The sequence below is a fragment of the Streptomyces sp. NPDC026515 genome (assembly GCF_055567595.1).
Window position 1 is genome coordinate 308,564 of the sequence record NZ_JBVHQD010000007.1, and the last position, 22,765, is coordinate 331,328.

Genomic DNA, 22,765 nt, shown 5'->3' on the forward strand with positions numbered 1-22,765 from the left:
CCACCAGAACGAACCGGGGAGGCGCACCGCGCCTCCCCGGTCCCAGGTCCACCCGTTCGAGTGACCGACCGATGCGTGGTGTTCCTTACGCCGGTCCCCCGGCCTGTCCGCGCACGCCCCCGGCCAGGTCACCGGCCAGTTCCCGGACGGCCGCCAGGCCGGCGGCCTCGTCCGGCGCGTCCAGCATCCGCTTCACGAAGGCGGAGCCGACGATCACGCCGTCGGCGAAGCCGGCGACCTCGGCGGCCTGGGCCGCGTCGGAGACCCCGAGGCCGACGCAGACGGGCAGTTCCGTACCGGTGGCCCGGGTGCGTTCCACCAGGTCCTGGGCCTGTGCGCCGACCGACGCACGGGTGCCGGTGACGCCCATCAGGGAGGCCGCGTAGACGAAGCCGCTGCCGGCCGCCGTGATCTGCGCGAGCCGCTCGTCCTTGCTGCTGGGCGCCACGACGAAGACCGTCGCGAGGCCGTGCTTCTCCGCGTGGTCCCGCCACAGGGCGGACTCCTGGACGGGCAGGTCGGGCAGGATGCAGCCCGCGCCGCCCGCCTCGGCCAGCTCGGCGGTGAAGCGCTCGACCCCGTAGCGGTCGATGGGGTTCCAGTACGTCATGACGAGGACCGGCTTGCCGGTGGCCGCGTGGGCCTCCTTGACCGTGCGCATGACGTCAGCGATCTTGACGCCGCCGCGCAGGGCGATGTCGTCGGCGGTCTGGATGACCGGACCGTCCAGGACCGGGTCGCTGTGCGGCAGCCCGACCTCGACGACGTCCGCGCCGCCGTCCAGGACGGCCTTGATCGCCTCGATGCCGCCGGCCACGGTCGGGAACCCGGCCGGGAGGTAGGCGATGAGCGCCGCGCGGCCCTCGGACTTCGCACCGGCGAGGGTGTCGTTCAGCAGTCGCATGTTCCCGCTCACTTGGCGTCCCCCTCGATCTCGGCGGTGTCGGCGGCGTCGGCCGCGACCTCGGCGTCGGTGTCGTACAGCCCGAAGTAGCGTGCGGCGGTGTCCATGTCCTTGTCGCCGCGGCCGGACAGGTTGACGACGATCAGCCCGTCCTCGCCGAGTTCCCTGCCGACCTCCAGGGCGCCGGCGAGGGCGTGCGCGCTCTCGATGGCCGGGATGATGCCCTCGGTGCGGGACAGCAGACGCAGGGCCTGCATGGCCGCGTCGTCGGTGACCGCGCGGTACTCGCCGCGGCCGGAGTCCTTGAGGTAGGAGTGCTCCGGGCCGATGCCCGGGTAGTCCAGACCGGCCGAGATCGAGTACGGCTCAGTGATCTGGCCCTCCTCGTCCTGGAGGACGTAGGACCGGGAGCCGTGCAGGATGCCGGGCTCGCCCGCGGTGAGGGTGGCCGCGTGCTCGCCGGTGGCGATGCCGTGACCCGCGGGCTCGCAGCCGATGAGACGGACGCCCTCGTCCGGGATGAAGGCGTGGAAGAGGCCGATGGCGTTGGACCCGCCGCCGACGCAGGCGATCGCCGCGTCGGGGAGCCGTCCGGCGCGCTCCAGGAGCTGACGGCGGGCCTCGACGCCGATGACCCGGTGGAAATCGCGGACCATGGCCGGGAAGGGGTGCGGGCCCGCCACCGTACCGAAGAGGTAGTGGGTGCGGTCGACGTTCGCCACCCAGTCACGGAACGCCTCGTTGATGGCGTCCTTCAGGGTGCGGCTGCCGGACTTCACGGCGATGACCTCGGCGCCGAGCATGCGCATCCGGGCCACGTTCAGGGCCTGGCGCTCGGTGTCGATCTCGCCCATGTAGATGGTGCAGTCGAGGCCGAACAGCGCGCAGGCGGTGGCGGTCGCGACGCCGTGCTGGCCGGCGCCGGTCTCGGCGATCACCCGGGTCTTGCCCATGCGCCTGGTGAGCAGGGCCTGGCCGAGAACGTTGTTGATCTTGTGCGAGCCGGTGTGGTTGAGGTCCTCGCGCTTGAGGAAGATCCGGGCGCCGCCCGCCTCCGCGCCGAACCGGGGGACCTCGGTGAGCGCGGACGGACGGCCCGTGTAGTTGAGCAGCAGGTCGTCGAGCTCGCGGGCGAACTCGGGGTCGTTCTTGGCCTTGTCGTACTCGACGGCGACCTCGTCCACGGCGGCCACGAGGGCCTCCGGGATGAACTTGCCGCCGAACGCGCCGAAGTAGCCCTCGACGCTGGGCACCTGGCCGGTGGGGTCAGGGAAGAAGAAATCGCTGGGCATGCGAGAACCTCACGGTGAGTGTGTGGGAAAAAGACACTGTTCGCCGTGGGGGCGGAGACATGTCGGATGGCCGCGAGCCGTCAGTGGTTGCTCGCGCCTGCGCGGCGTAGCCGCACATTCAGTACTGTCCCGCGCCCCTGAGGGCGCGCTGCCATCGACGGCCGTTCACCTGACCGGGTTCGTCACCGATGACGTACCGCACCCGGCGGCCGTGGACACGCCTCGCGGGGGCTCGGCAGCCCCTGGGGCGGCAGCCGCGCGCGAGGCGGGCGTGCCGGTCCATGGTCGTCGCGGTGGGAGTCATCACTGCCAGCCTAGCGGGTGATCAGCCCCGGCCGTGCCGCAGCGCGGGGTGTTCGCCCGCCGCCACCAGGTCGGCCACCGCCGACTTGGGGTCGCGGCCGGTCACCAGGGACTCGCCGACCAGGACCGCGTCGGCGCCCGCGTTGGCGTAGGCGATCAGGTCGTGCGGGCCGCGGACGCCTGACTCGGCGACCTTGACGACGGTGTCGGGGATCTCCGGGGCGACCCGCTCGAAGGTGGAGCGGTCGACCTCCAGGGTCTTCAGGTCACGCGCGTTGACGCCGATCACCTTGGCGCCCGCGTCGACCGCGCGCTCGATCTCGTCCTCGTCGTGCACCTCGACGAGCGGGGTGAGGCCGATGGAGACCGCGCGCTCGATCAGCGACTCCAGGGCCGGCTGGTCGAGGGCGGCGACGATCAGCAGCGCCAGGTCGGCGCCGTACGCGCGGGCCTCCCACAGCTGGTACGACGTGACGATGAAGTCCTTGCGCAGGACCGGGATGTCCACGCGGGACCGGACCGCCTCCAGGTCGGCCAGCGAGCCGCCGAATCGGCGCTGCTCGGTCAGGACCGAGATGACGGCCGCGCCGCCCGCCTCGTAGTCGGCGGCGAGCCCGGCCGGGTCGGCGATCGCGGCCAGCGCGCCCTTGGACGGGCTGGATCGCTTGACCTCGCAGATCACCTTGACGCCCTCGCCGCGCAGGGCGGCCACGCCGTCCTTGGCCGCCGGGGCCTTCGCCGCGCGTTCCTTGAGCTCGTCGAGGCTGACGCGCGCCTGCCGCTCCGCGAGGTCGGCACGGACTCCGTCGATGATCTCGTCGAGCACACTCACGCGAGCGGTCCCCTTCCGTTCCGGGCGGTTCTTCCGAGCGGGTCACAACCCGTGGGGGTCAAAACCCATGGTCATACCGATGGTATCCGCAGGAGGGCACCGACCTCGCATCCGGCCGCCGGCGGCCCCCTCTACCTGGACGTTCGCCAGTCGATCAAGGATGCAACCAGCCGCCGACCGGCAGGTTCCGGACAACGGTGAAGACAAGCAGCAACGCGCCCAGGGTCCACATCGGCACCGGTGTGAGTTCGATCCGCACCGGCCGGCCGCGTACCGCGCGCACCACCCAGACGGTCCACACCACGGCGAAGGCCAGATAGGCGGCCACGCCCGCCGCGTTGTCCCGCAGCGCGGCCAGGAGGTCGCCGTGGACGAAGGCGTGCGCGCTGCGCAGGCCGCCGCAGCCGGGGCAGTACAGGCCGGTGAGCCGGTACAGGGGGCAGACCGGGTAGTGGCCGGCCTGGTTGGGGTCGACCGTGCCGACGTAGGCGAAGGCCCCGACGACGGCGGCCAGCACCCCGGCGGGCACGGCCAGCCGCGCGCGCAGGGAGGGCGGCGCCGGGACGGCCGCGCTGGAGGTGTCGGCGTTCACGCCTCGCATTGTGCCCCCCACGGTCGGCACACGCGCGCGAGGGGCGTCCCGACGGTTCGGGACGCCCCTCGCAAGACGCTGCTCGTCAGCTCTCGGCACCCACCGGCTCGCGGGTGGCGGCCGGGGCCGTACGCGTCACCAGAGCGGTCTGCTTCGGCATGCCGAGGCCCATGGCGCGCATGATCATGCCGACCACGCCGCCGAGGACCACGATCACCATGCCGGCCCAGAAGCCGAGCGGCTGGGCCATCACCATGAAGGCGCCCGCGACGCAGAAACCGATGAAGGCGATGGTGACGCCCGTCCAGGCGGCCGGGGTGTGACCGTGGCTGCTGCCCGCCATGACTTGCTCCTCGTTAGCTGGTGCGTGTCGTACGTGCCGTCCGTGGCCGCGCTCGTACGGGTCCGTTCCGGACGCTCTTGCTCCATTGTCCCGTACGCACGGGTGTGCCGGGAGCAGGGGTGGCGTCTGATGCGCCACATCGGTTTCCGGCGCCCGCGGGCCGGCGCCCTCGCGCCCTCGAACAAGGGCGGCCCCGAACGAGGCGCTACGCGCCAGTGGGATCCTCGCCCCGGTCCAGGGCCTTCCAGATGTCCTCGGGACGGTCGGGATCGACCGGCTTGGGCGCGCGGCGCGGTCGCTGCGCACCCGTGCCGCGCTCGTAGCGGCCGGACATGGCCGGCCAGAGGCGGCCGTAGCGCAGTGCGAGCAGTCCGGCGATCAGGATGAGCGCGCCGCCGGCCACGGCGACGTAGGGCCAGCCGGTGTGGCTGAGGGCGTCGACCGTGGCGGAGGTGTCGCCGCTGGCCTCGGCGGCCCGCTCGTCCAGCGCGGAGCCGTCGGAGGCGCCCGCCAGGGCGGCGAGGACGATGCCGGCGCCGCAGAGGGCGAGGAGCCCGGAGACCAGGAAGCGGCCGGCCCTGCGGACGGCGAAGACGGCGACGAGCGCGGCGAGGCCCACTATGGCGAGGGCCGCGGGAACGCCCGTGACGTCGCTGCCCTTGGCGGTCAGCGGGAAGGCGCCACCGGCCACCGTCGCGGTGCCTTCCGCCCAGCGCTGCCGGGTGGACAGCAGGGCGACGGCCGCGCCGAGTGCGCCGAACAACAGCGCCACGGCGAGGCTGCGGCGGCCGGACCCGCTGTGCGCGGCGGCTTCGGAACGGGGGTGAGGAGCAGCAGTCACGTACTCCACTATGGCTTGAACCCCGGGCGAACGGTCACCCGGGGTTGGGTGAGAAGCGCCCTACTTGCCCAGTCTGTTGGCCGTGTGCACCGCGCGCAGCACCGCCGCGGCCTTGTTCCGGCACTCCTGGTCCTCCGCGTCCGGGTCGGAGTCGGCGACGATGCCCGCGCCCGCCTGGACGTAGGCGGTGCCGTCCCGCAGCAGGGCGGTACGGATGGCGATGGCGGTGTCGGAGTCGCCCGCGAAGTCGAGGTAGCCGACGCAGCCGCCGTACAACCCCCTTCTGGACGGCTCCAGTTCGTCGATGATCTGCATCGCGCGGGGCTTGGGGGCGCCGGAGAGGGTGCCGGCCGGGAAGCAGGCGGTGAGGACGTCGAAGGCCGTGCGGTCCTCGGCGACCTTTCCGGTGACCGTCGAGACGATGTGCATGACGTGCGAGTACCGCTCGACGGACATGAAGTCGACGACCTCGACGGAGCCCGGCTCGCAGACCCGTCCCAGGTCGTTGCGGCCGAGGTCGACGAGCATCAGGTGCTCGGCCCGCTCCTTGGGGTCGGCCAGCAGCTCGTCGGCGAGGTCCTGGTCCTCGCGCGGGGTGGCCCCGCGCGGCCGGGTGCCGGCGATGGGGTGGACCATGGCCCGCCCGTCCTCGACCTTGACCAGGGCCTCCGGGCTGGATCCCACGACGTCGAAGCCCTCGAAGCGGAGCAGGTACATGTACGGCGAGGGGTTGGTGGCCCGCAGCACGCGGTAGACGTCCAGCGCGCCGGCCGTGCACGGGGTCTCGAAGCGCTGCGAGGGGACCACCTGGAAGGCCTCGCCCGCGCGGATGCGCTCCTTGATGTCCTCGACCGCCGCCTTGAAGTCGGGGCCGCCCCACAGGGCGGTGTACTCGGGAAGTTCGGAGGGGGGCAGGGCGGCCGGGGGCTGGGCGACCGGGCGGGAGAGGTCCGCCTCCATGGCGTCCAGGCGGGCGATCGCGTCGGCGTAGGCCTCGTCGACGCCGGTGTCGAGGTCGTTGTGGTTGATCGCGTTGGCGATCAGCAGGACCGAGCCCTCCCAGTGGTCCATCACCGCGAGGTCGCTGGTGAGGAGCATGGTCAGCTCGGGCAGCCCCAGGTCGTCCCGCTCCCCCGGGCCGATCTTCTCCAGGCGGCGCACGATGTCGTAGCCGAGGTAGCCGACCATGCCGCCGGTGAACGGGGGCAGGTCCTCCGTGTGCGGGGTGTGCAGGGCCTCGATGGTGGCGCGCAGGGCGGTCAGCGGGTCGCCGTCGACGGGGACGCCGACCGGTGGGGCACCGAGCCAGTGGGCCTGGCCGTCCCGGGCGGTGAGGGTGGCCGCGGAGCGGACGCCCACGAAGGAGTACCGGGACCACTGGTACGCCGTGCGGCCGTTCTCGGCGGACTCCAGCAGGAAGGTGCCGGGGCGCTCGGCGGCGAGCTTGCGGTAGAGCGCGACCGGGGTGTCGCCGTCGGCGAGGAGCTTGCGGGTGACCGGGATGACACGCCGGTCGGTCGCCAGCTTGCGGAAGGTCTCCAGTTCCATGGCGGCAGACCTTACTGACCGGAGGCCGGGACGCCGGAACCGGCGCCGTCCTCGAGGAGCACGTCGGCGTCGAAGCAGGTGCGGTCGCCGGTGTGGCAGGCGGCGCCCACCTGGTCGACCTTGACCAGCAGGGTGTCGGCGTCGCAGTCGAGGGCGACGGACCTGACCCACTGGAAGTGGCCGGAGGTGTCGCCCTTGACCCAGTACTCCTGGCGGCTGCGCGACCAGTAGGTGCAGCGGCCCGTGGTGAGGGTGCGGTGCAGCGCCTCGTCGTCCATCCAGCCGAGCATCAGTACCTCGCCCGTGTCGTACTGCTGGGCGATGGCGGGCACGAGGCCGTCGGCGCTGCGCTTGAGGCGGGCGGCGACCTCCGGGGCGAGGCCGCTGGGCGGGGGCGTACCGGTCGTACTGGTCATGGGTGCCATTGTGCCGCGCGGCACCGACAGTCACGGACCGTGTCCACTGTCCGGACCGTGCGCGGGGCCTTAGGCTGGCAGCATGTCGACCTTCGCCAAGCGTGAACGGCTTCTGCTCGCCGACCTCTTGGAGACCGCCGGTCCCGAGGAGCCGACCCTCTGCGAGGGCTGGGTGACCCGTGATCTCGCCGCACACGTGGTGGTGCGCGAACGGCGGCCGGACGCGGCCGGGGGCGCGCTGCTCAAGCAGCTCGCGCCACGCCTGGAGAAGGTGACGGCCGAGTTCGCCGCCAAGCCGTACGAGGAGCTGATCCAGCTGATCCGTACCGGGCCGCCGCGGTTCTCGCCGTTCCAGCTCAAGCAGATCGACGAGGCGGCGAACACGGTGGAGTTCTACGTCCACACCGAGGACGTCCGCCGCGCCCAGCCGGACTGGTCGCCGCGCGAGCTGGACCCCGTCTTCCAGGACGCCCTGTGGTCCCGTCTGGAGCGCACCGCCCGGCTGCTGGGCAGGGGCGTGCCGACGGGTCTGGTGCTGCGCCGTCCGGACGGCCAGACGGCCGTCGCCCATCGCGGCGCCCCGGTGGTGACGGTGACCGGCGAGCCCTCCGAGCTGCTGATGTTCGCCTTCGGCCGGCAGAACGCGGCGAAGGTCGCGGTGGACGGCGACGAGAACGCGATCGCCAAGCTGCACGAGTCCAAGCAGCTAGGCATCTGAGGAGCCGGCGATGATCAAGGTCGCGATGACCAGCGTCTACGTCGACGACGTGGTCGCGGCGCACGCCTTCTACACCGATGTCCTCGGCTTCGAGACCCGCACCCGGCTGGACCTCGGCGGCGGCACCCTGTTCATCACGGTCGGCGCGCCCGGCGGCGCCCAGCCGGACCTCCAGCTGCTCCTGGAGCCCGGCCAGGGCGCCATCGCGGAGCCCTACCGCAAGGCCGTGTACGAGGCGGGCCTGCCGGCCATCGTCTTCTCGGTCGACGACATCAAGGCGGAGCACGACCGGCTGCGCGCCCTCGGCGTCCGTTTCGAGCACGAGCCCCAGGAACAGGGCCCGGTGATCGCAGCCGTCCTGGACGACACGGTCGGCAACCTGATCCAGCTCGCCCAGCCGAAGGAATGACACTCCCCCGGCGGGACGGCTCGCCGGGTGTCAGCGCACCGGGTGGCCCGCCGCGCGCAGGGTCTGCTTGACCTCGCCGATGCGCAGGTCGCCGAAGTGGAAGACGGAGGCCGCGAGGACGGCGTCCGCGCCCGCGCCGACGGCCGGGGCGAAGTCGGCCAGCTTGCCGGCGCCGCCCGAGGCGATGACCGGGATGGTGACCTGCTTGCGGACGGCCGTGATCATCTCCAGGTCGTAGCCGTCCTTGGTGCCGTCGGCGTCCATCGAGTTGAGCAGGATCTCGCCCGCGCCCAGCTCGGCGGCCCGGTGCGCCCACTCGACCGCGTCGATGCCGGTGCCGCGGCGGCCGCCGTGGGTGGTGACCTCGAAGGTGCCCCCGGGGGTGCGGCGGGCGTCCACCGACAGGACCAGGACCTGCCGGCCGAAGCGTTCCGCGATCTCCCGGATCAGCTCCGGGCGGGCGATCGCCGCGGTGTTGACGCCCACCTTGTCGGCGCCCGCCCGCAGCAGCTTGTCGACGTCCTCGGCGGTGCGCACACCGCCGCCGACGGTCAGCGGGATGAAGACCTGCTCGGCGGTGCGGCGCACCACGTCGTAGGTGGTCTCGCGGTCGCCGGAGGACGCGGTGATGTCCAGGAAGGTCAGCTCGTCGGCGCCCTCCGCGTCGTACACCTTGGCCATCTCGACCGGGTCGCCCGCGTCGCGCAGGTTCTGGAAGTTGACGCCCTTGACGACCCGGCCGTTGTCCACGTCCAGGCAGGGGATGACTCGGACCGCGAGGGTCATGCCGTGGCCTCCCGCCGGTATGCCTCCACCTCGACCTCGACGACCAGGCTGGGGTCCACGAAGCCGGAGACGATGATCATGGATGCGGCCGGCCGGACGGTGTCGAACAGTTCCTTGTGGGCGCGCCCGACATCGTCCACGTCCCGTGCGTGGGTGACGTACATACGCGTCCGCACCACATCGTCACGGCCGAGCCCCAGCTGCCCGAGCGCCGCGAACGCGACGTTGAAGGCGTTGACGGTCTGCTCGTAGGGGCCGCCCCCGGCGATCTCGCCGTCCACTATCGAGGTGCAGCCGGCGACCAGCACCAGCCCGTTGGGCAGTTCCACCGCGCGGGAGTACCCGAAGGCATCCTCCCACGGGGCGCCCGTCACGACACGTCGCAGCTCACTCACGGGGCCACCGCCTCCAGTGCTTCTTCCAGGGTGAACGCCTTGGCGTACAGGGCCTTTCCGACGATGGCGCCCTCGACGCCGAGGGGCACCAGCCCGGCCAGCGCACGGAGGTCGTCCAGCGACGACACGCCGCCGGAGGCCACGACCGGCCGGTCCGTCGCCGCGCAGACGTTCCTCAGGAGCTCCAGGTTCGGGCCCTGGAGAGTGCCGTCCTTGGCGATGTCGGTGACGACGTACCGCGCGCAGCCCTCCTGGTCGAGGCGGGCCAGCGTCTCGTAGAGGTCGCCGCCGTCGCGGGTCCAGCCGCGGCCGCGCAGGGTGGTGCCCTTGACGTCCAGACCCACCGCGATCTGGTCGCCGTGCTCGGCGATGACCTTGGCGACCCACTCCGGGCTCTCCAGGGCGGCCGTGCCGAGGTTCACCCGGCGGCAGCCGGTGGCCAGCGCGGCGGCCAGCGAGGCGTCGTCGCGGATCCCGCCGGACAGCTCCACCTTGATGTCCATCGCGCGGGCGACCTCGGCGATCAGCTCGCGGTTGTCACCGGTGCCGAACGCGGCGTCCAGGTCGACCAGGTGCAGCCACTCGGCACCCGACCGCTGCCAGGCGAGGGCGGCCTCCAGGGGCGAGCCGTAGGAGGTCTCGGTTCCCGACTCGCCGTGCACGAGGCGGACGGCCTGCCCGTCGCGGACGTCGACGGCGGGGAGGAGTTCGAGCGTGCTCACAGTGTTCCGATCCAGTTGGTGAGGAGCTGGGCGCCGGCGTCGCCGGACTTCTCGGGGTGGAACTGGGTGGCCCACAGCGCGCCGTTCTCCACGGCGGCCACGAACGGTTTGCCGTGCGTCGACCAGGTCACGAGCGGGGCCCGCAGCGACGGGTTGTGCGTCTCCAGCGACCAGTCCCGGACGGCGTAGGAGTGCACGAAGTAGAAGCGGGCGTCGGCGTCCAGGCCCGCGAACAGCTCGGAGCCGGCCGGTGCGTCCACGGTGTTCCAGCCCATGTGGGGCACGATCTCGGCCTGCAGCGGCTCGACCGAGCCGGGCCACTCCTCGAGGCCCTCGGTCTCCACGCCGTGCTCGATGCCGCGGGCGAACAGGATCTGCATGCCGACGCAGATGCCCATCACCGGCCGTCCGCCGGACAGCCGCCGGTCGATGATCCAGTCCCCGCGGGCCCCGCGCAGGCCCTCCATGCAGGCGGCGAAGGCGCCGACGCCGGGCACCAGCAGCCCGTCCGCGTTCATCGCCTCGTCGAAGTCACGGGTGATCTCGACGTCGGCCCCGGCGCGGGCGAGGGCGCGCTCGGCGGACCGGACGTTCCCGAAGCCGTAGTCGAAGACGACGACCTTCTTGGCGGATCCGCTCAATTCCACACCTCCAGCCTCACGACGCCCGCCACCAGGCACATCGCGGCGCCGATCGACAGCAGCACGATCAGGCTGGTGGGCATCTTCTGCTTGACGAAGGAGATGATTCCGCCGACCAGGAAGAGGCCGACGACGATCAGTATGGTGGACAGCCCGGTCATGGCTTTACAGCGCGCCCTTCGTCGAGGGGAGGATGCCGACCGCGCGCGGGTCGCGCTCGGAGGCGTAACGCAGCGCCCTGGCGAGCGCCTTGAACTGGCATTCCACGATGTGGTGTGCGTTGCGCCCATAGGGCACGTGCACATGGAGTGCGACCTGGGCCTGGGCCACGAAGGACTCCAGGATGTGCCGGGTCATGGTGGTGTCGTACTCGCCGATCATCGGGGCCATCTGCTCCGGCTCCGTGTGGACGAGGTAGGGGCGGCCGGACAGGTCGACCGTGACCTGGGCGAGGGACTCGTCCAGCGGGACCGTGCAGTTGCCGAAGCGGTAGATGCCGACCTTGTCGCCGAGCGCCTGCTTGAAGGCGGCGCCGAGGGCGAGGGCGGTGTCCTCTATGGTGTGGTGCGAATCGATGTGCAGATCGCCGTCGGTCTTCACGGTGAGGTCGAACAGTCCGTGCCGGCCGAGCTGGTCGAGCATGTGGTCGTAGAAGCCGACACCGGTGGCGATGTCGGTCTTCCCGGTGCCGTCGAGGTCGATCTCGACCAGGACCGAGGTCTCCTTGGTGGTGCGCTCCACGCGCCCTACGCGGGTCATGCGTCCAGCTCCTTCTTGACTTCACGTACCGCGTCGAGAAACGCGTCGTTCTCCTCGGGGGTTCCGGCGGACACCCGCAGGAAGCCGGGCACGCCGTTGTCGCGGACCAGGACCCCGTGGCCGAGAATCCGCTGCCAGACGCGGTGCGGGTCCTCGAACCGCCCGAACTGCACGAAGTTGGCGTCGGACTCGGTGACCTCCAGGCCCAGCGCCCGCATCTCGGCGACCAGCCGGTCCCGTTCGGTCTTCAGCTGCTCGACGTACTTCAGCAGCGTGTCGGTGTGCTCGAGGGCGGCCAGCGCGGTCGCCTGGGTGATCGCCGACAGGTGGTACGGCAGCCGGACGAGCTGCACGGCGTCCACCACCGCGGGGTGCGCGGCGAGGTAGCCGAGGCGCAGCCCGGCCGCGCCGAAGGCCTTCGACATGGTCCGCGAGACGACGAGATTCGGCCGACCTTCGAGCAGCGGCAGCAGCGAGTCGCCGTGGCTGAACTCGACGTACGCCTCGTCGACGATCACCATGGACGGCCGGGCCGCCTGGGCCGCGTCGTACAGCGCGAGGACCGTCTCGGCGGGCACCGCGTTGCCCGTGGGGTTGTTGGGGGTCGTGATGAACACGACGTGGGGCCGGTGCTCGGCGATCGCGCGGGTGCCGGCCGCCACGTCGAGGGTGAAGTCGTCCTCACGCGGTCCGGAGATCCAGCCCGTGCCGGTACCGCGGGCGATCAGCGAGTGCATCGAGTACGACGGCTCGAAGCCGATCGCGGTCCGGCCGGGACCGCCGAAGGTCTGCAACAGCTGCTGGATGACCTCGTTGGAGCCGTTGGCGGCCCACACGTTCTCCAGGGCGAGCGGGTGGTTGCCGGTCCTGGTCAGGTACCTGGCCAGCTCGGTGCGGAGCTGGACCGCGTCCCGGTCGGGGTAGCGGTTCAGGTCCCGGGCGGCCTCGCGCACCCGCTCGACGATCCGCTCGACCAGCGGCTCGGGCAGCGGGTAGGGGTTCTCGTTGGTGTTCAGCCGTACGGTGACGTCCAACTGGGGCGCGCCGTAGGGGGACTTGCCGCGCAGCTCGTCCCGTACGGGGAGATCGTCGATTCCGAAGTTCACTTGCTCGCCGGTACCTTCCACCCGAACCTCGCCTTGATCGCCGCGCCGTGTGCCGGCAGGTCCTCCGCGTCCGCCAGCGTGACCACGTGGTGCGCGACCTCGGCCAGCGCGTCCTCGGTGTAGTCGACGATGTGGATGCCGCGCAGGAAGGACTGCACGGACAGCCCGGAGGAGTGGCAGGCGCAGCCGCCGGTGGGCAGCACGTGGTTGGAGCCGGCCGCGTAGTCGCCGAGGGAGACCGGGGCCCAGGGCCCGACGAAGACCGCGCCCGCGTTGCGCACCCGGCCGGCCACCCCGGCGGCGTCGGCGGTCTGGATCTCCAGGTGTTCGGCGCCGTACGCGTCGACGACCCGCAGGCCCTCCTCGACGCCGTCGACCAGGACGATCGCGGACTGCCTGCCCCGCAGGGCCGGCACGATCCGGTCGTCGACGTGCTTGGTGGCCGCGACCTGCGGTTCCAGCTCCTTGGCCACCGCGTCGGCGAGGTCCACGGAGTCGGTGACCAGGACGGCGGCGGCCAGCGGGTCGTGCTCGGCCTGGCTGATCAGGTCGGCGGCGACGTGCACCGGGTCGGCGGTGGCGTCCGCGAGGACCGCGATCTCGGTGGGGCCGGCCTCGGCGTCGATGCCGATCCGGCCGGTGAAGTAGCGCTTGGCGGCGGCGACCCAGATGTTCCCGGGGCCGGTGACCATGGTGACGGGCGGGCAGGACTCGGTGCCGTACGCGAACATCGCGACGGCGGAGGCGCCGCCGGCCGCGTACACCTCGTCGACGCCGAGCAGGGCGCAGGCGGCGAGGATCGTGGGGTGCGGCAGCCCGCCGAACTCCGCCTGGGCGGGCGAGGCGAGCGCGATGGACTCGACACCGGCCTCCTGCGCGGGCACCACGTTCATGACCACGGAGGACGGGTAGACCGACCGGCCGCCGGGCGCGTACAGCCCGACGCGCTCCACGGGCACCCACTTCTCGGTCACGGACCCGCCGGGCACGACCTGGGTGGTGTGGCTCGTACGGCGCTGCTCGCGGTGGACCAGACGGGCGCGCCGGATGGACTCCTCCAGGGCCGCGCGCACGGCCGGGTCCAGCTCCCGAAGCGCCTCGGCCAGGGCCTCGGCCGGGACCCGGACCTGCTCCAGGGTGACCCCGTCGAACTTCTCGGCGAAGTCGATCAGCGCCGCGTCACCCCGATGATGCACGGCCTCGCAGATCGGACGCACCTTCTCCAGGGCGGCCGAGACGTCGAAGTCGGCTCGGGGCAGCAGGTCGCGCAGGGCGAGTCCCTCGGGGAGGGCGTCACCGCGCAGATCGATTCGGGAGATCACGGGCTCAATTCTCTCAGACGGCACTCGGGGCCCGTCCGCGCGTATCAATGGCTGATACAGAACGTGAGCCGACGGCCGGTACATAGCCTGGCCGGAACCCGGAAGATCACCTTCACTTCTTGTGTTCGAGGGGTGACGGACCGGGCATCACCGGTGGGCGAACACGCGACTGTCGAGTAGCCGAGGAAGAAGGAAGTGCCGTGACCGAGGGGGTCCGGGACGGAGAGCTGCCGGACGATCTGACCGCGGCCGAGGCCGGCATGTGGCAGGCCTTCCGCAACGGCAGTGTGTACGACCTGAGCAGCGGCGACGCGCAGACGGACGATCCGCACGGCGGCCACCCCTGGGGGCCGGAGCGGACCGTACGGGCGCGGATCGTCTGCTGGCTGCTGCTCGACGGGCCGCAGGCGCTCGCGGGGCGGGTGGCCGCGATGAAGCTGGCCGGTCTGCGGATCACCGGCGCCCTGGACCTGGCGGGCGGCACGGTCACTCCGTACGTGGAGCTGCGCGGCTGCCGGTTCGACGACGAGGTGCTGCTGCCGGAGGCGCACTTCACCACCGTGCGGCTGGTCGACTGCGCGGTGCCGCGTCTGGAGGCGGCCCGGGTGCGCACCGAGGGCGACCTGCATCTGCCGCGCTGCCGCTTCCTCGGCGGGGTCCGGCTGACCGACGCGCACATCGGCACCGATCTGCTGCTGAACCAGGCGGTGGTCTACCGGGACCGCAGCGGACGGTCGATCGCGGCGGACGGCATGACGGTCGGGCAGGACCTGCAGGCGGAGCTCCTGGAGTCGTACGGGGAGCTGAGCCTGCGCAGCGCCAAGGTGGGCGTCTCGCTGAGCCTGCGCGGGGCGCGGCTGCGCAATCCCAACGGGCGGTTCGCGCTGAACGCGCCGCAGCTGACCGTCGGCCGCACGCTGTACCTGACCCCGGCCGGAGTGGGCGGCCCCTGGCTGAGCGGCACCACCCCGGCGCGGGGCACCCGGATCCAGCGCTTCGAGTGCCAGGGCGGGGTCCGGCTGGACGACGGACGGTTCGGGGACGCCGTCGACCTGGAGCGGGCGCGCTTCGCCTTCACGGACGACCATGAGCTGTCGCTGCGCCGGGTGCAGGCGCCGGAGCTGCGGTTCCTCGGGGAGGAACCAGAGCGCGGCCGGGTGGTGCTGTCGGGCGCCCGGACGGTGAACCTGGTGGACCGGGCGACCAGCTGGCCGGGGCCCGGCCGGCTGCACATGGGCGGCTTCGGGTACGAGAACCTGGTTCCGCAGGGACCGTTCCCGCTGACCCGGCGGCTGGACTGGGTGGCGGCGGCGACCGCCGAGTACAACCCGGAGCCGTACGAGCGGCTGGCGACCGTGCTGCGGGCCGCCGGCGAGGACGAGGACGCGCGCGAGGTGCAGCTCGCCAAGCAGCGCCGGCGCCGCGAGACGCTGCCGGTCGCCGCCAAGCTGTGGGGGTACGTGCAGGACCTGACGGTGGCCTACGGCTACCGGCCGGGCCGGGCGGCGGTGTGGATGGCCGTGCTGTGGGCGGCGGGCACGCTCGCCTTCGCGCACGCCCCGCATCCGCCGATGACCGCCGGCGGGCATCCGGTCTGGGACCCCGCGCTGTTCGTCCTGGACCTGCTGCTGCCGGTGATCGATCTGGGCCAGGTCGGCCAGTGGCGCCTGAGCGGCGGCTGGCAGTGGGCGGCCGCCGTGATGATCCTGCTGGGCTGGATCCTGGCGACGACGGTGGCGGCGGGGGCCACGCGGCTGCTGAGGCGCGTCTAGCACGACGGGTACGGCCGACAGGTACCCCACAGATGAGCACCAGTCACCTTTTACCTTTCCTTGACCTGGAACGCTACAACTTTCACGGAATTGGCCTGGTGGTCTGGCGCCCGCCCGACCTGCCGACTTTCAATGGCGGCACCATGGCTTCGCTGCGTGTGCTGTTCCGTTCCGCACGGACGGCAAGGACCACCCCGCGCCCCGCCCTCGGCCCGCTGCCGGCCGACGACGAGGTATTCCTCGACGCGCCCGACGAGCGGCTCGCCCCCGTGCTGGTCGCGGCCGGCCGGGGCGAGTACCGGCCCGCCGCCCGGCTGCTGGCCGGCACCAGAGCCGCGGCCGAGTGGGAGGCCCGGGACCGGTACGTGCACCGGATCGCCCTCTTCGCCCGGTCCCGGGCCGAGTGGCTGGGCGACTGGGCCGCGGCCGCTCCGCACGACCCCGACCTGCTCCTGCTGCGGGCCCAGCTGGCGGTGGACCAGGCCTGGCCCTCCCCGGCCCGGACCGAGCTGCTACGCGCGGTGAGTCCGCTGATCACGGCCGCCGCCCGCGGCGACGACCGCGATCCGGTGCCGTGGCGGGTGGCGCTCGACCACGCACGGGGCTCCGACGCCGGTCACAAGTACTTCGAGGAGCTGTGGGAGGCGGCGGTCCGGCGCGCCCCGCACCACTACGGCTGCCATGAGGCGGCGCTGCGCTATCTGGGCACGTACTGGCACGGCTCGCACGGCGAGTGCTTCGACTTCGCCGACCTGGCCGCCCAGGACGCCCCTGCCGACTCCCTGGTGCAGGCCCTCCCGGCCCGGGCCGCGTTCGCCTACCTCGCCGACGGCTGCGGCCCCGAGGTGCCGCGCGCCCGCCTGGACGCCGCGGCGGACCGGGCGATCGCCCTCTCCGGCCGGTTCCCGGCGGCCGACCTCTGGCCGGCCGAGGTCCGCAACAAGCTGATGTACCTGCTGGTCCGGCTCGAACGCTGGGAGGCGGCCCGCACCCAGCTGCAGCTGATCGGCCCGTACGTCACGTCGTTCCCCTGGGACCGCCTCTCGGAGGACCCGCTGGGCCATTTCGTACGGCTGCGCGCGCACCTGCTGGCGGGGGAGGAACCGCTTGCCGAGACCGGGCCCGTTCCCTCCCGGCGGAGCGCGGGGCGCCCACGGGCCGAGCACGGCGGACATGTTCCCGCCGATGACCATTAGGCTGTGGCGCCGTGACCACCGTCCGTCTTCCCCTCTTCCCGCTGAACTCGGTGCTGTTCCCGGGGCTCGTGCTGCCGCTGAACATCTTCGAGGAGCGCTATCGCGCCATGATGCGTGATCTCCTGAAGACCCCCGAGGAGGAACCGCGCCGGTTCGCCGTCGTGGCGATCCGTGACGGCCTCGAGGTGGCACCGAGCGCGCCGGGCATGCCGGATCCGACGGCCCGGCCCGAGCGCGGCCCGACGGCCGGCTTCGGTCCCGATCCCCTCAAGTCGTTCCACCGGGTGGGCTGTGTGGCGGACGCGGCGACGATCCGGGAGCGGGCGAACGGCACGTTCGAGGTGCTGGCGACCGGGACCAGCCGGGTGCGGCTGCTCTCCGTCGACGCGTCGGGGCCGTTCCTGACGGCGGAGCTGGAGGAGCTGCCGGAGGAACCGGGCGACGAGGCGGGCGCACTGGCGGAGGGGGTGCTGCGGGCCTTCCGCCAGTACCAGAAGCGGCTGGCGGGGGCGCGGGAGCGTTCGCTGTCGACGGGCGTCGAGCTCCCCGACGAACCGTCCGTGGTCTCCTACCTGGTCGCCGCCGCGATGATGCACGACATCCCCACCAAGCAGCGGCTGCTCCAGGCTCCGGACACGGCGTCCCGGCTCCGCGACGAGCTGAAACTGCTTCGCTCCGAGACGGCGATCATCCGTAATCTGCCGTCACTGCCCGCGGCGGAGCTGACGCGGGCACCGACCAGCCTGAACTGAGCCGGGATCCCTGCCATGCCGAAGAAACAGAACAAGAAGCAGCAGTCCGGAGGCACACCGGCGACGGTGGCCCTGACCGCGGCGGGCGTGGACTTCACCGTCCACTCCTACGACCACGACCCGTCCCACCCGTCCTACGGCGAGGAGGCCGCGGAGGCGATGGGCGTCTCCCCCGACCGGGTCTTCAAGACCCTGGTCGCGGACGTGGACGGCGCGCTCACGGTCGCGGTGGTCCCGGTGGCCGGCAGCCTGGACCTGAAGGCCCTGGCGGCGGCCGTCGGAGGCAAGCGCGCGGCGATGGCGGACCCGGCGCTGGCCGAGCGCACGACGGGCTACGTCCGTGGCGGCATCTCCCCGCTGGGCCAGCGCAAGAAGCTCCCCACGGTGCTGGACGCGTCGGCCTCCTCGCACCCCACGATCTGCGTCTCGGCGGGCCGTCGCGGCCTGGAGGTCGAGCTGTCCCCGGAGTCCCTGGCCGGCCTCACGGACGCGACCGTGGCACCGATCGGGCGTGCGTGACCCCTCGACGCGGCTCCCGTTCTCGGTTAATTACGGAAGACATGTCGAAGAAGACACGCAAACGCAAGTGGCGCACGAAGAAGGGCCACGCGAACCACGGTCGCCGTCCGGCATAGCGGGCGGGGGTACGGGGGACTGCCGACCGCGGCCCGTCCCGGGCTGATCGCGCGGTTCCCCGCGCCCCTGGGTCGCTCAGGCCGGCGGAGCCGCGTACGGGCCGTTCCCGTAGGGCGGCTCCGGGTCCCGCGGGCCGAACAGCGCCGTCAGCCCGAGATGCACCAGCAACGCCGCCAGCGGCCATGCCAGCAACGCGCCCTTCGCCCCCAGCTTCAGCGGCGCCGAGAACGTGACCCCCTTGCCCACGGCCTTCGCGTGCGCGATCACGTCGTGTTCCGGCCCCAGCCACACCCCCAGCCGCCACGCCAGCAGCGACCCGAGCAGCCCGCCGGCCCCCAGCGCCACCACCAGCGGCACGCCTCCGCGCCGCTGCCACAGGAACGCCACCGCCGCGCTCACCGCACCGAACGCCAGCGCCAGCAGCGTGAACGTTCCGTCCACCCCGACCGCCTGCTCACCCTCGCTGTCCTCCAGGTAGACCACCCAGCCCTTGGCGGTGTGGTCCCCCACCAGCGGGACGTGCGGTGCCAGCCACATCCACAGCAGCCCGAGCAGCACCCCGCTCACCGCCACCGCGAGAACGATCAACCCGGCCTGACGCAGTTCGGTCTTCATTCCGGGACCGTCCTGTCCGTACTCTGCTTCGGCCGTCCCGGCAGGCGGCGGCGCCTGCCAGGCCTGGTGCGGGGACTGGTCGTGGGGCGGCGGAGGCGGCGTCAACGGTGCGGTCACCCTGACATCGTGCCAGGCCGGCCTGTGCGGCGCGTCACCGGACGGCGGCCCGGCGGTACGCCCAGGTGGCGACCGCGAGCGAGACGACCCCCACCCCGGCGCAGACGCCGAGGTCAGCGAGGACGACGGCCCAGTCGGGCCGGTCCCCGAAGGTCCGGGCGTAGGCCTCCACGCCGTACGTCGACGGCAGCAGGTCGCGCGCGAACTGAATGATCCCCGGCATCCGGTCGGGCGGCAGCACACCGAGCAGCAGCGCCGCCGACATGCCCAACTGCCCCAGCAGTGTGGCCAGTTCGGGCCTGGGCGCGAGCAGTCCGCAGGCGGCGCCGAGCCCGGACAGAGCGGCCCCCGCCAGCGGGATCACGGCCAGCAGAATCCACAGGTTGCTCAGCGGCAGTCCGAACAGCACACACCCGAAGACCGCCGTCACCAGCGTCCCCGGCACGGTGAAGGAGGCGTACGCCGCGGCCGCTCCGAGCACCACGGAGGCCGGCGGCACCGGCAGCGTGGCGTAGTGGTCGAGGCCGCCGCTGGCCCGCAGCTGCCCGAAGTACTGCGCGAGCAGGTTCAGGGCCACGTAGGCGACGACCACCACCGACGACCCCGCCACCACGGACTGGGCCTCGCCGCGGCTGTCCACCACGCCGCGCATCATGATCATGATGCCGACGGACTGGAAGGTCGCGACGAACAGCAGCGGGATCCGCGCCACCCGGGCACGGGACAGCTGCGCCCGGTAGACGGCCACCAGCGACGGCCACAGACGCGCGCGCGGGCCCAGCTCGGCCGCCGCGCCCGGCACCGTCTCCTCCAGGGCCAGGGCACCGCCCGGCAGAACCTCCGCGGGTACGACACTCACGTCGCGCAGCTCCTCTTCCCAACGGCATCCACGGCACCTACGGCCGCCGCGCCTTCCCGTACGGGCCCGGTCGTCCCGGCGTTCACGCTCATGCCTTCACCAGCCCCTGCCGTGCGGCGCCGCCCAGCGCCAGATAGACGTCCTCCAGGCTGGGCGTGGCGAGGGTGAAGTCGTCCAGGGCCGCGAAGGCGGCCCCGCCGGTCACGGTGGCGACGACGGCACGCGCCTCCTCGGGCGCGAGCCGCAGCGTCCAGCGCCGGCCGGACTCGACGGCGCGCTCCCGCAGGACGGCCACCTCGGGCACGTCCAGGGGGGCCCGGTCCCGCCAGACCAGTTCCACCCGTACCTCGCCCGCGACCCGTTCCTTGAGGCCGGCCGGGGTGTCGCAGGCGATGACCCGCCCCTGGTCGAGCACGGCGACCCGGTCGAGCACCGTCTCGGCCTCGATCACGTTGTGGGTGACCAGGACGACGGTCGCGCCGTGCTCGGCCCGCCGCCGGTCGACGGCGGCCCACACGGCCCGCCGGGCCACCGGATCCATTCCGGTCGTCGGCTCGTCGAGCACGAGCAACGGCCGCCGGCCGACCAGCGCCGCGGCGAAACAGGCCAGCCGCCGCTGCCCGCCGGACAGCTTCTTGATCGCCCGCCCGGCGAGCGGTCCGAGCCCCAGCTCCTCCAGCACCGCGTCCCGTTCGGCGCGGGCCTGCCGTACGTCCAGGCCGCGCAGTCGCCCGGTGGTCTCGGCGGCGAGGGACACGGTCAGCTCGTCGAGGGCGCTGGACTCCTGGCCGAGGTAGGCGAGGATCCGCGCGGCCCGCTCCGGATGCCGCACGATGTCGTGCCCGAGGATCTCGACGGTGCCGGTGTCGGGCCGCAGCAGCCCGGTGAGCTGCCGTACGAGGGTCGACTTGCCTGCGCCGTTCGGTCCGAGCAGCCCGAAGATCTCCCCGCACCGGACGTCGAGGTCGACCTCGTCGGTGGCCCGCACCTCGGGCACCGCGGGAGTCCCGCGCCGTCCCCTGACCGCGGCGTAGGTCTTGGTCAGCCCACGCACGGCACACGCCACGTCACCCTGCCGCCGAAGTGCCCGACCCACGCCCGTACTCACAAGGGACGAGACTACGGGGTCGGCCCCGTTTACTCGCCTTCGGGGCCGCCGGCCGCACGTTTCGGGGGCGTGCGCTCATTCGGCCGGCGCGTGCTCCGTCGCCCCGGCCGGAACGTCGATCTCCCTCCAGAACCCCGCCCGGATGGCGTACCGGTCGTGTTCGTCGATCTGGTCGTCCTTGTGCGCCAGCAGCCCGAACCGGGCCGCGTACCGCAGCAGCTCCCCGTCGATCCGATGCGGAATCCGGGGATACATCCCGGACAGCTTCTGCACGTGGTTCTGTTCGCCCAGCCGTGAGATCCACCGCCGCGCGAACACCTGTCCGACCTCGTAGGGATCCCCGCCGACGGTCGTGATGTCCTCCTCCCGGTCGGCCCACCGCTGCTCCGCGCTCGTCAGCTGTGCCAGCGTCGGCATGGAGGCGGCCTCGGCCGGCTCGGCGACGGCGCCCGGCCGGTCCACCCACCCCTTGTCGGAGGACCACCGCAGGGTCGCCGTGGCCGGATGCTGCACCGGCTGCGCACCCGGCGCCCGCAGCGCGGCGAGATCCTTCGGGGTGGGTACCCCCTTGGGCGCCGGCACCCGCTCGGCCGACCCGTTCTCCGCCGCGCCCGGCACCGGTGCCCGCTCGGCCTCGGCGGCCACCGGCTCGGCGGCTGCCGCGAGCCCCGAGTCGGGCAGCGGCGCGGAGAGGATCGCGGCGATCTCCGGCCGCGGCGCGGGCGGCGGTGCGCAGACCGCGGTCAGCTCCTTCGCCCGGACCGCCTGGGTGATCCACGCGCGGTCCAGGACCCGCCGCTCGTCGGCCTCGGCGACCAGGTCCTCGGACTGGTTGTAGTCCCCGTCTGCGGCCTGCACGGCCCACAGGTGGACGGCGACCCCGTGCTCCTTGGCCGCCATCATGCCCGGCAGCAGATCGCCGTCGCCGGTCACCAGGACGACGTCCGAGCAGGCGCCGTTGCGGGCCAGTTCGGTCAGCTCCGCGTGCATGGCCGCGTCCACGCCCTTCTGCGCCCAGCGGCCGTCGCTCCGGGTCAGGGCACCGAGCCGGACGGTCACCCGGGGCATCACGCGCAGCCGACGGTGTTCCGGCTGCGGGACGCGGTCGGGGGCGCCGTCGAACCAGTAGATGCGCAGCAGTGGACGCTCGGTGTCGGATTCCGCGCGGTCGCGCAACGCCTGGATGAGCGCGGCGTGGTCGACGGTGATCCGGGATCGGGAGGGCTCGCCGGCGAGGAGACTGGCGGCGGCACCCAGCAGATACCCGGCGTCCACCAGGACAATGCAGCGGTCCACGCGACTCACCCTCTTTCCGGGAGGTTTGCTTTCGGGGCTTCCTTCGAGTCTGCCCGACGCCACGGGGGTTAACGGCCCGAACTCGATCTTCGGCGTGGCGTTTCGGCACCTTGCTCTCCGACAAACCCTGTCACACACGGTAATTATCCGAAATGCGTCTGTTGTCAGCCTATGTGAATCTGAATTCGGCCCCTAGATCCCCCCCAGGAGGCAGATCACCATGGCCAAGAACAAGAACCGCAAGCAGGGTGGCTCCCAGAACCGCGCGGCGCAGACCGAGCAGGGTCCCGAGCACGCGCAGCGTACGCCGTCGGAGTCCCACGAGTCGCCGGTGTCGCACATCCAGGGCAGCCCCGCGGATGTTGCTCGTAAGAAGCAGAAGAGCTTCGGCCACAACTGACCGGACTCACCAGGTCCGCCAGGGCGGTTGAAGCCCGAGCACGACGAAGGGGCGTACCCGATGCGGGTACGCCCCTTCCGCGCGC

At 72.5% G+C, this 22,765-nt stretch carries 28 protein-coding genes; 7 read left to right on the plus strand and 21 right to left on the minus strand.

The window, feature by feature from the left end; translation table 11 throughout:
• Positions 1 to 85: 85 nt before the first annotated feature.
• From trpA to hisI, 9 genes are all read right to left on the minus strand, one after another.
• Complete coding sequence (gene trpA / locus ACZ4O3_RS16800; RefSeq protein ID WP_362728523.1) at positions 86 to 916, minus strand: tryptophan synthase subunit alpha; 831 nt, start codon at positions 914 to 916, stop codon at positions 86 to 88.
• Complete coding sequence (gene trpB / locus ACZ4O3_RS16805) at positions 913 to 2,196, minus strand: tryptophan synthase subunit beta (RefSeq protein WP_362728525.1); 1,284 nt, start codon at positions 2,194 to 2,196, stop codon at positions 913 to 915. The genes trpA and trpB overlap by 4 nt, the downstream gene beginning before the upstream one ends.
• 118 nt (positions 2,197 to 2,314) lie before the next feature.
• Positions 2,315 to 2,500: a tryptophan biosynthesis modulator TrpM gene (gene trpM / locus ACZ4O3_RS16810; RefSeq protein WP_362728528.1), complete on the minus strand. Its 186-nt coding sequence runs from the start codon at positions 2,498 to 2,500 to the stop codon at positions 2,315 to 2,317.
• A gap of 21 nt (positions 2,501 to 2,521) precedes the next feature.
• The gene (trpC, locus tag ACZ4O3_RS16815; RefSeq protein ID WP_362728530.1) at positions 2,522 to 3,331 is read right to left on the minus strand and encodes an indole-3-glycerol phosphate synthase TrpC; all 810 of its coding nucleotides are present in this window, start codon (positions 3,329 to 3,331) and stop codon (positions 2,522 to 2,524) included.
• A gap of 154 nt (positions 3,332 to 3,485) precedes the next feature.
• Positions 3,486 to 3,932, minus strand: coding sequence for a DUF2752 domain-containing protein (locus tag ACZ4O3_RS16820; protein WP_467722698.1), 447 nt, complete (start codon positions 3,930 to 3,932; stop codon positions 3,486 to 3,488).
• Between the two features lie 76 nt (positions 3,933 to 4,008).
• Positions 4,009 to 4,266: an HGxxPAAW family protein gene (locus ACZ4O3_RS16825; RefSeq protein ID WP_384989542.1), complete on the minus strand. Its 258-nt coding sequence runs from the start codon at positions 4,264 to 4,266 to the stop codon at positions 4,009 to 4,011.
• 205 nt (positions 4,267 to 4,471) lie between these two features.
• A complete protein-coding gene (locus ACZ4O3_RS16830) occupies positions 4,472 to 5,116 on the minus strand; it encodes a TIGR02234 family membrane protein (protein ID WP_467722700.1) in 645 nt (214 codons plus the stop codon).
• Between the two features lie 51 nt (positions 5,117 to 5,167).
• A complete protein-coding gene (locus ACZ4O3_RS16835; protein WP_362727061.1) occupies positions 5,168 to 6,655 on the minus strand; it encodes an anthranilate synthase component I in 1,488 nt (495 codons plus the stop codon).
• A gap of 11 nt (positions 6,656 to 6,666) precedes the next feature.
• Entirely contained in the window at positions 6,667 to 7,071 is a 405-nt protein-coding gene (hisI, locus tag ACZ4O3_RS16840) for a phosphoribosyl-AMP cyclohydrolase (protein WP_362727064.1), read from the minus strand.
• Between the two features lie 82 nt (positions 7,072 to 7,153).
• Here hisI and ACZ4O3_RS16845 point away from each other — a divergent pair, with 82 nt between their 5' ends.
• Both ACZ4O3_RS16845 and ACZ4O3_RS16850 read left to right on the plus strand, forming a co-directional pair.
• Positions 7,154 to 7,789, plus strand: coding sequence for a TIGR03085 family metal-binding protein (locus tag ACZ4O3_RS16845; RefSeq protein ID WP_467722703.1), 636 nt, complete (start codon positions 7,154 to 7,156; stop codon positions 7,787 to 7,789).
• Positions 7,790 to 7,799: 10 nt separating this feature from the next.
• Positions 7,800 to 8,198 (plus strand): VOC family protein, encoded by a 399-nt coding sequence (locus ACZ4O3_RS16850; protein ID WP_467722705.1) that lies wholly within the window; start codon positions 7,800 to 7,802, stop codon positions 8,196 to 8,198.
• Positions 8,199 to 8,228: 30 nt separating this feature from the next.
• On the opposite strand, the gene hisF is transcribed toward ACZ4O3_RS16850, so the two are convergent.
• From hisF to hisD, 8 genes are read right to left on the minus strand one after another with little or no spacing between them, the layout of a single operon-like run.
• A complete protein-coding gene (hisF, locus tag ACZ4O3_RS16855) occupies positions 8,229 to 8,984 on the minus strand; it encodes an imidazole glycerol phosphate synthase subunit HisF (RefSeq protein ID WP_362727074.1) in 756 nt (251 codons plus the stop codon).
• A complete protein-coding gene (locus ACZ4O3_RS16860) occupies positions 8,981 to 9,379 on the minus strand; it encodes a RidA family protein (RefSeq protein ID WP_362727077.1) in 399 nt (132 codons plus the stop codon). Before ACZ4O3_RS16860 ends, hisF begins: the two co-directional genes overlap by 4 nt.
• Positions 9,376 to 10,101: a bifunctional 1-(5-phosphoribosyl)-5-((5-phosphoribosylamino)methylideneamino)imidazole-4-carboxamide isomerase/phosphoribosylanthranilate isomerase PriA gene (gene priA / locus ACZ4O3_RS16865; RefSeq protein WP_384989552.1), complete on the minus strand. Its 726-nt coding sequence runs from the start codon at positions 10,099 to 10,101 to the stop codon at positions 9,376 to 9,378. Before priA ends, ACZ4O3_RS16860 begins: the two co-directional genes overlap by 4 nt.
• On the minus strand, positions 10,098 to 10,748 hold the full coding sequence (gene hisH, locus ACZ4O3_RS16870) for an imidazole glycerol phosphate synthase subunit HisH (protein ID WP_362727110.1): 651 nt from the start codon (positions 10,746 to 10,748) through the stop codon (positions 10,098 to 10,100). Before hisH ends, priA begins: the two co-directional genes overlap by 4 nt.
• Entirely contained in the window at positions 10,739 to 10,903 is a 165-nt protein-coding gene (locus ACZ4O3_RS16875) for a hypothetical protein (protein WP_351732562.1), read from the minus strand. The genes hisH and ACZ4O3_RS16875 overlap by 10 nt, the downstream gene beginning before the upstream one ends.
• A gap of 4 nt (positions 10,904 to 10,907) precedes the next feature.
• Positions 10,908 to 11,501, minus strand: a complete 594-nt coding sequence (gene hisB / locus ACZ4O3_RS16880) for an imidazoleglycerol-phosphate dehydratase HisB (protein ID WP_467722708.1) — start codon at positions 11,499 to 11,501, stop codon at positions 10,908 to 10,910.
• Positions 11,498 to 12,607, minus strand: a complete 1,110-nt coding sequence (locus ACZ4O3_RS16885; protein ID WP_362727105.1) for a histidinol-phosphate transaminase — start codon at positions 12,605 to 12,607, stop codon at positions 11,498 to 11,500. Before ACZ4O3_RS16885 ends, hisB begins: the two co-directional genes overlap by 4 nt.
• The gene (gene hisD, locus ACZ4O3_RS16890; RefSeq protein ID WP_467722710.1) at positions 12,604 to 13,929 is read right to left on the minus strand and encodes a histidinol dehydrogenase; all 1,326 of its coding nucleotides are present in this window, start codon (positions 13,927 to 13,929) and stop codon (positions 12,604 to 12,606) included. Before hisD ends, ACZ4O3_RS16885 begins: the two co-directional genes overlap by 4 nt.
• Before the next feature lie 260 nt (positions 13,930 to 14,189).
• Here hisD and ACZ4O3_RS16895 point away from each other — a divergent pair, with 260 nt between their 5' ends.
• The 4 genes from ACZ4O3_RS16895 (at position 14,190) to ybaK (ending at position 18,168) form a co-directional block, all read left to right on the plus strand.
• Complete coding sequence (locus ACZ4O3_RS16895) at positions 14,190 to 15,701, plus strand: oxidoreductase (protein ID WP_384989791.1); 1,512 nt, start codon at positions 14,190 to 14,192, stop codon at positions 15,699 to 15,701.
• Positions 15,702 to 15,844: 143 nt separating this feature from the next.
• On the plus strand, positions 15,845 to 16,897 hold the full coding sequence (locus tag ACZ4O3_RS16900) for a hypothetical protein (protein ID WP_467722712.1): 1,053 nt from the start codon (positions 15,845 to 15,847) through the stop codon (positions 16,895 to 16,897).
• An 11-nt stretch (positions 16,898 to 16,908) separates the two neighbouring features.
• On the plus strand, positions 16,909 to 17,649 hold the full coding sequence (locus ACZ4O3_RS16905) for an LON peptidase substrate-binding domain-containing protein (RefSeq protein WP_362730432.1): 741 nt from the start codon (positions 16,909 to 16,911) through the stop codon (positions 17,647 to 17,649).
• Between the two features lie 15 nt (positions 17,650 to 17,664).
• A complete protein-coding gene (gene ybaK / locus ACZ4O3_RS16910; protein WP_362730435.1) occupies positions 17,665 to 18,168 on the plus strand; it encodes a Cys-tRNA(Pro) deacylase in 504 nt (167 codons plus the stop codon).
• 192 nt (positions 18,169 to 18,360) lie between these two features.
• Here ybaK and ACZ4O3_RS16915 read toward each other — a convergent pair whose 3' ends face one another.
• The 4 genes from ACZ4O3_RS16915 to ACZ4O3_RS16930 form a co-directional block, all read right to left on the minus strand.
• Positions 18,361 to 19,017: an AAA family ATPase gene (locus tag ACZ4O3_RS16915; protein ID WP_467722714.1), complete on the minus strand. Its 657-nt coding sequence runs from the start codon at positions 19,015 to 19,017 to the stop codon at positions 18,361 to 18,363.
• Between the two features lie 34 nt (positions 19,018 to 19,051).
• Entirely contained in the window at positions 19,052 to 19,876 is an 825-nt protein-coding gene (locus ACZ4O3_RS16920; RefSeq protein WP_467722716.1) for an ABC transporter permease, read from the minus strand.
• 88 nt (positions 19,877 to 19,964) lie between these two features.
• Entirely contained in the window at positions 19,965 to 20,984 is a 1,020-nt protein-coding gene (locus ACZ4O3_RS16925; protein ID WP_384989566.1) for an ABC transporter ATP-binding protein, read from the minus strand.
• Between the two features lie 75 nt (positions 20,985 to 21,059).
• Positions 21,060 to 22,280 (minus strand): NYN domain-containing protein, encoded by a 1,221-nt coding sequence (locus ACZ4O3_RS16930; protein WP_467722718.1) that lies wholly within the window; start codon positions 22,278 to 22,280, stop codon positions 21,060 to 21,062.
• Positions 22,281 to 22,500: 220 nt separating this feature from the next.
• Here ACZ4O3_RS16930 and ACZ4O3_RS16935 point away from each other — a divergent pair, with 220 nt between their 5' ends.
• The gene (locus ACZ4O3_RS16935; protein WP_362724845.1) at positions 22,501 to 22,680 is read left to right on the plus strand and encodes a hypothetical protein; all 180 of its coding nucleotides are present in this window, start codon (positions 22,501 to 22,503) and stop codon (positions 22,678 to 22,680) included.
• Positions 22,681 to 22,765: the final 85 nt, after the last annotated feature.

Excerpts from the sequence above, each read along its gene's own strand:
- ACZ4O3_RS16900 (WP_467722712.1), top strand. The coding sequence starts at position 15,845 with ATGGCTTCGCTGCGTGTGCTGTTCCGTTCCGCACGGACGGCAAGGACC.
- trpM (WP_362728528.1), bottom strand. The coding sequence starts at position 2,500 with ATGACTCCCACCGCGACGACCATGGACCGGCACGCCCGCCTCGCGCGC.
- ACZ4O3_RS16875 (WP_351732562.1), bottom strand. The coding sequence starts at position 10,903 with ATGACCGGGCTGTCCACCATACTGATCGTCGTCGGCCTCTTCCTGGTC.
- ACZ4O3_RS16820 (WP_467722698.1), bottom strand. The coding sequence starts at position 3,932 with ATGCGAGGCGTGAACGCCGACACCTCCAGCGCGGCCGTCCCGGCGCCG.
- ybaK (WP_362730435.1), top strand. The coding sequence starts at position 17,665 with ATGCCGAAGAAACAGAACAAGAAGCAGCAGTCCGGAGGCACACCGGCG.
- hisI (WP_362727064.1), bottom strand. The coding sequence starts at position 7,071 with ATGACCAGTACGACCGGTACGCCCCCGCCCAGCGGCCTCGCCCCGGAG.
- ACZ4O3_RS16935 (WP_362724845.1), top strand. The coding sequence starts at position 22,501 with ATGGCCAAGAACAAGAACCGCAAGCAGGGTGGCTCCCAGAACCGCGCG.
- hisF (WP_362727074.1), bottom strand. The coding sequence starts at position 8,984 with ATGACCCTCGCGGTCCGAGTCATCCCCTGCCTGGACGTGGACAACGGC.
- ACZ4O3_RS16835 (WP_362727061.1), bottom strand. The coding sequence starts at position 6,655 with ATGGAACTGGAGACCTTCCGCAAGCTGGCGACCGACCGGCGTGTCATC.
- ACZ4O3_RS16845 (WP_467722703.1), top strand. The coding sequence starts at position 7,154 with ATGTCGACCTTCGCCAAGCGTGAACGGCTTCTGCTCGCCGACCTCTTG.
- ACZ4O3_RS16825 (WP_384989542.1), bottom strand. The coding sequence starts at position 4,266 with ATGGCGGGCAGCAGCCACGGTCACACCCCGGCCGCCTGGACGGGCGTC.
- trpB (WP_362728525.1), bottom strand. The coding sequence starts at position 2,196 with ATGCCCAGCGATTTCTTCTTCCCTGACCCCACCGGCCAGGTGCCCAGC.
- ACZ4O3_RS16895 (WP_384989791.1), top strand. The coding sequence starts at position 14,190 with ATGTGGCAGGCCTTCCGCAACGGCAGTGTGTACGACCTGAGCAGCGGC.
- ACZ4O3_RS16850 (WP_467722705.1), top strand. The coding sequence starts at position 7,800 with ATGATCAAGGTCGCGATGACCAGCGTCTACGTCGACGACGTGGTCGCG.
- hisB (WP_467722708.1), bottom strand. The coding sequence starts at position 11,501 with ATGACCCGCGTAGGGCGCGTGGAGCGCACCACCAAGGAGACCTCGGTC.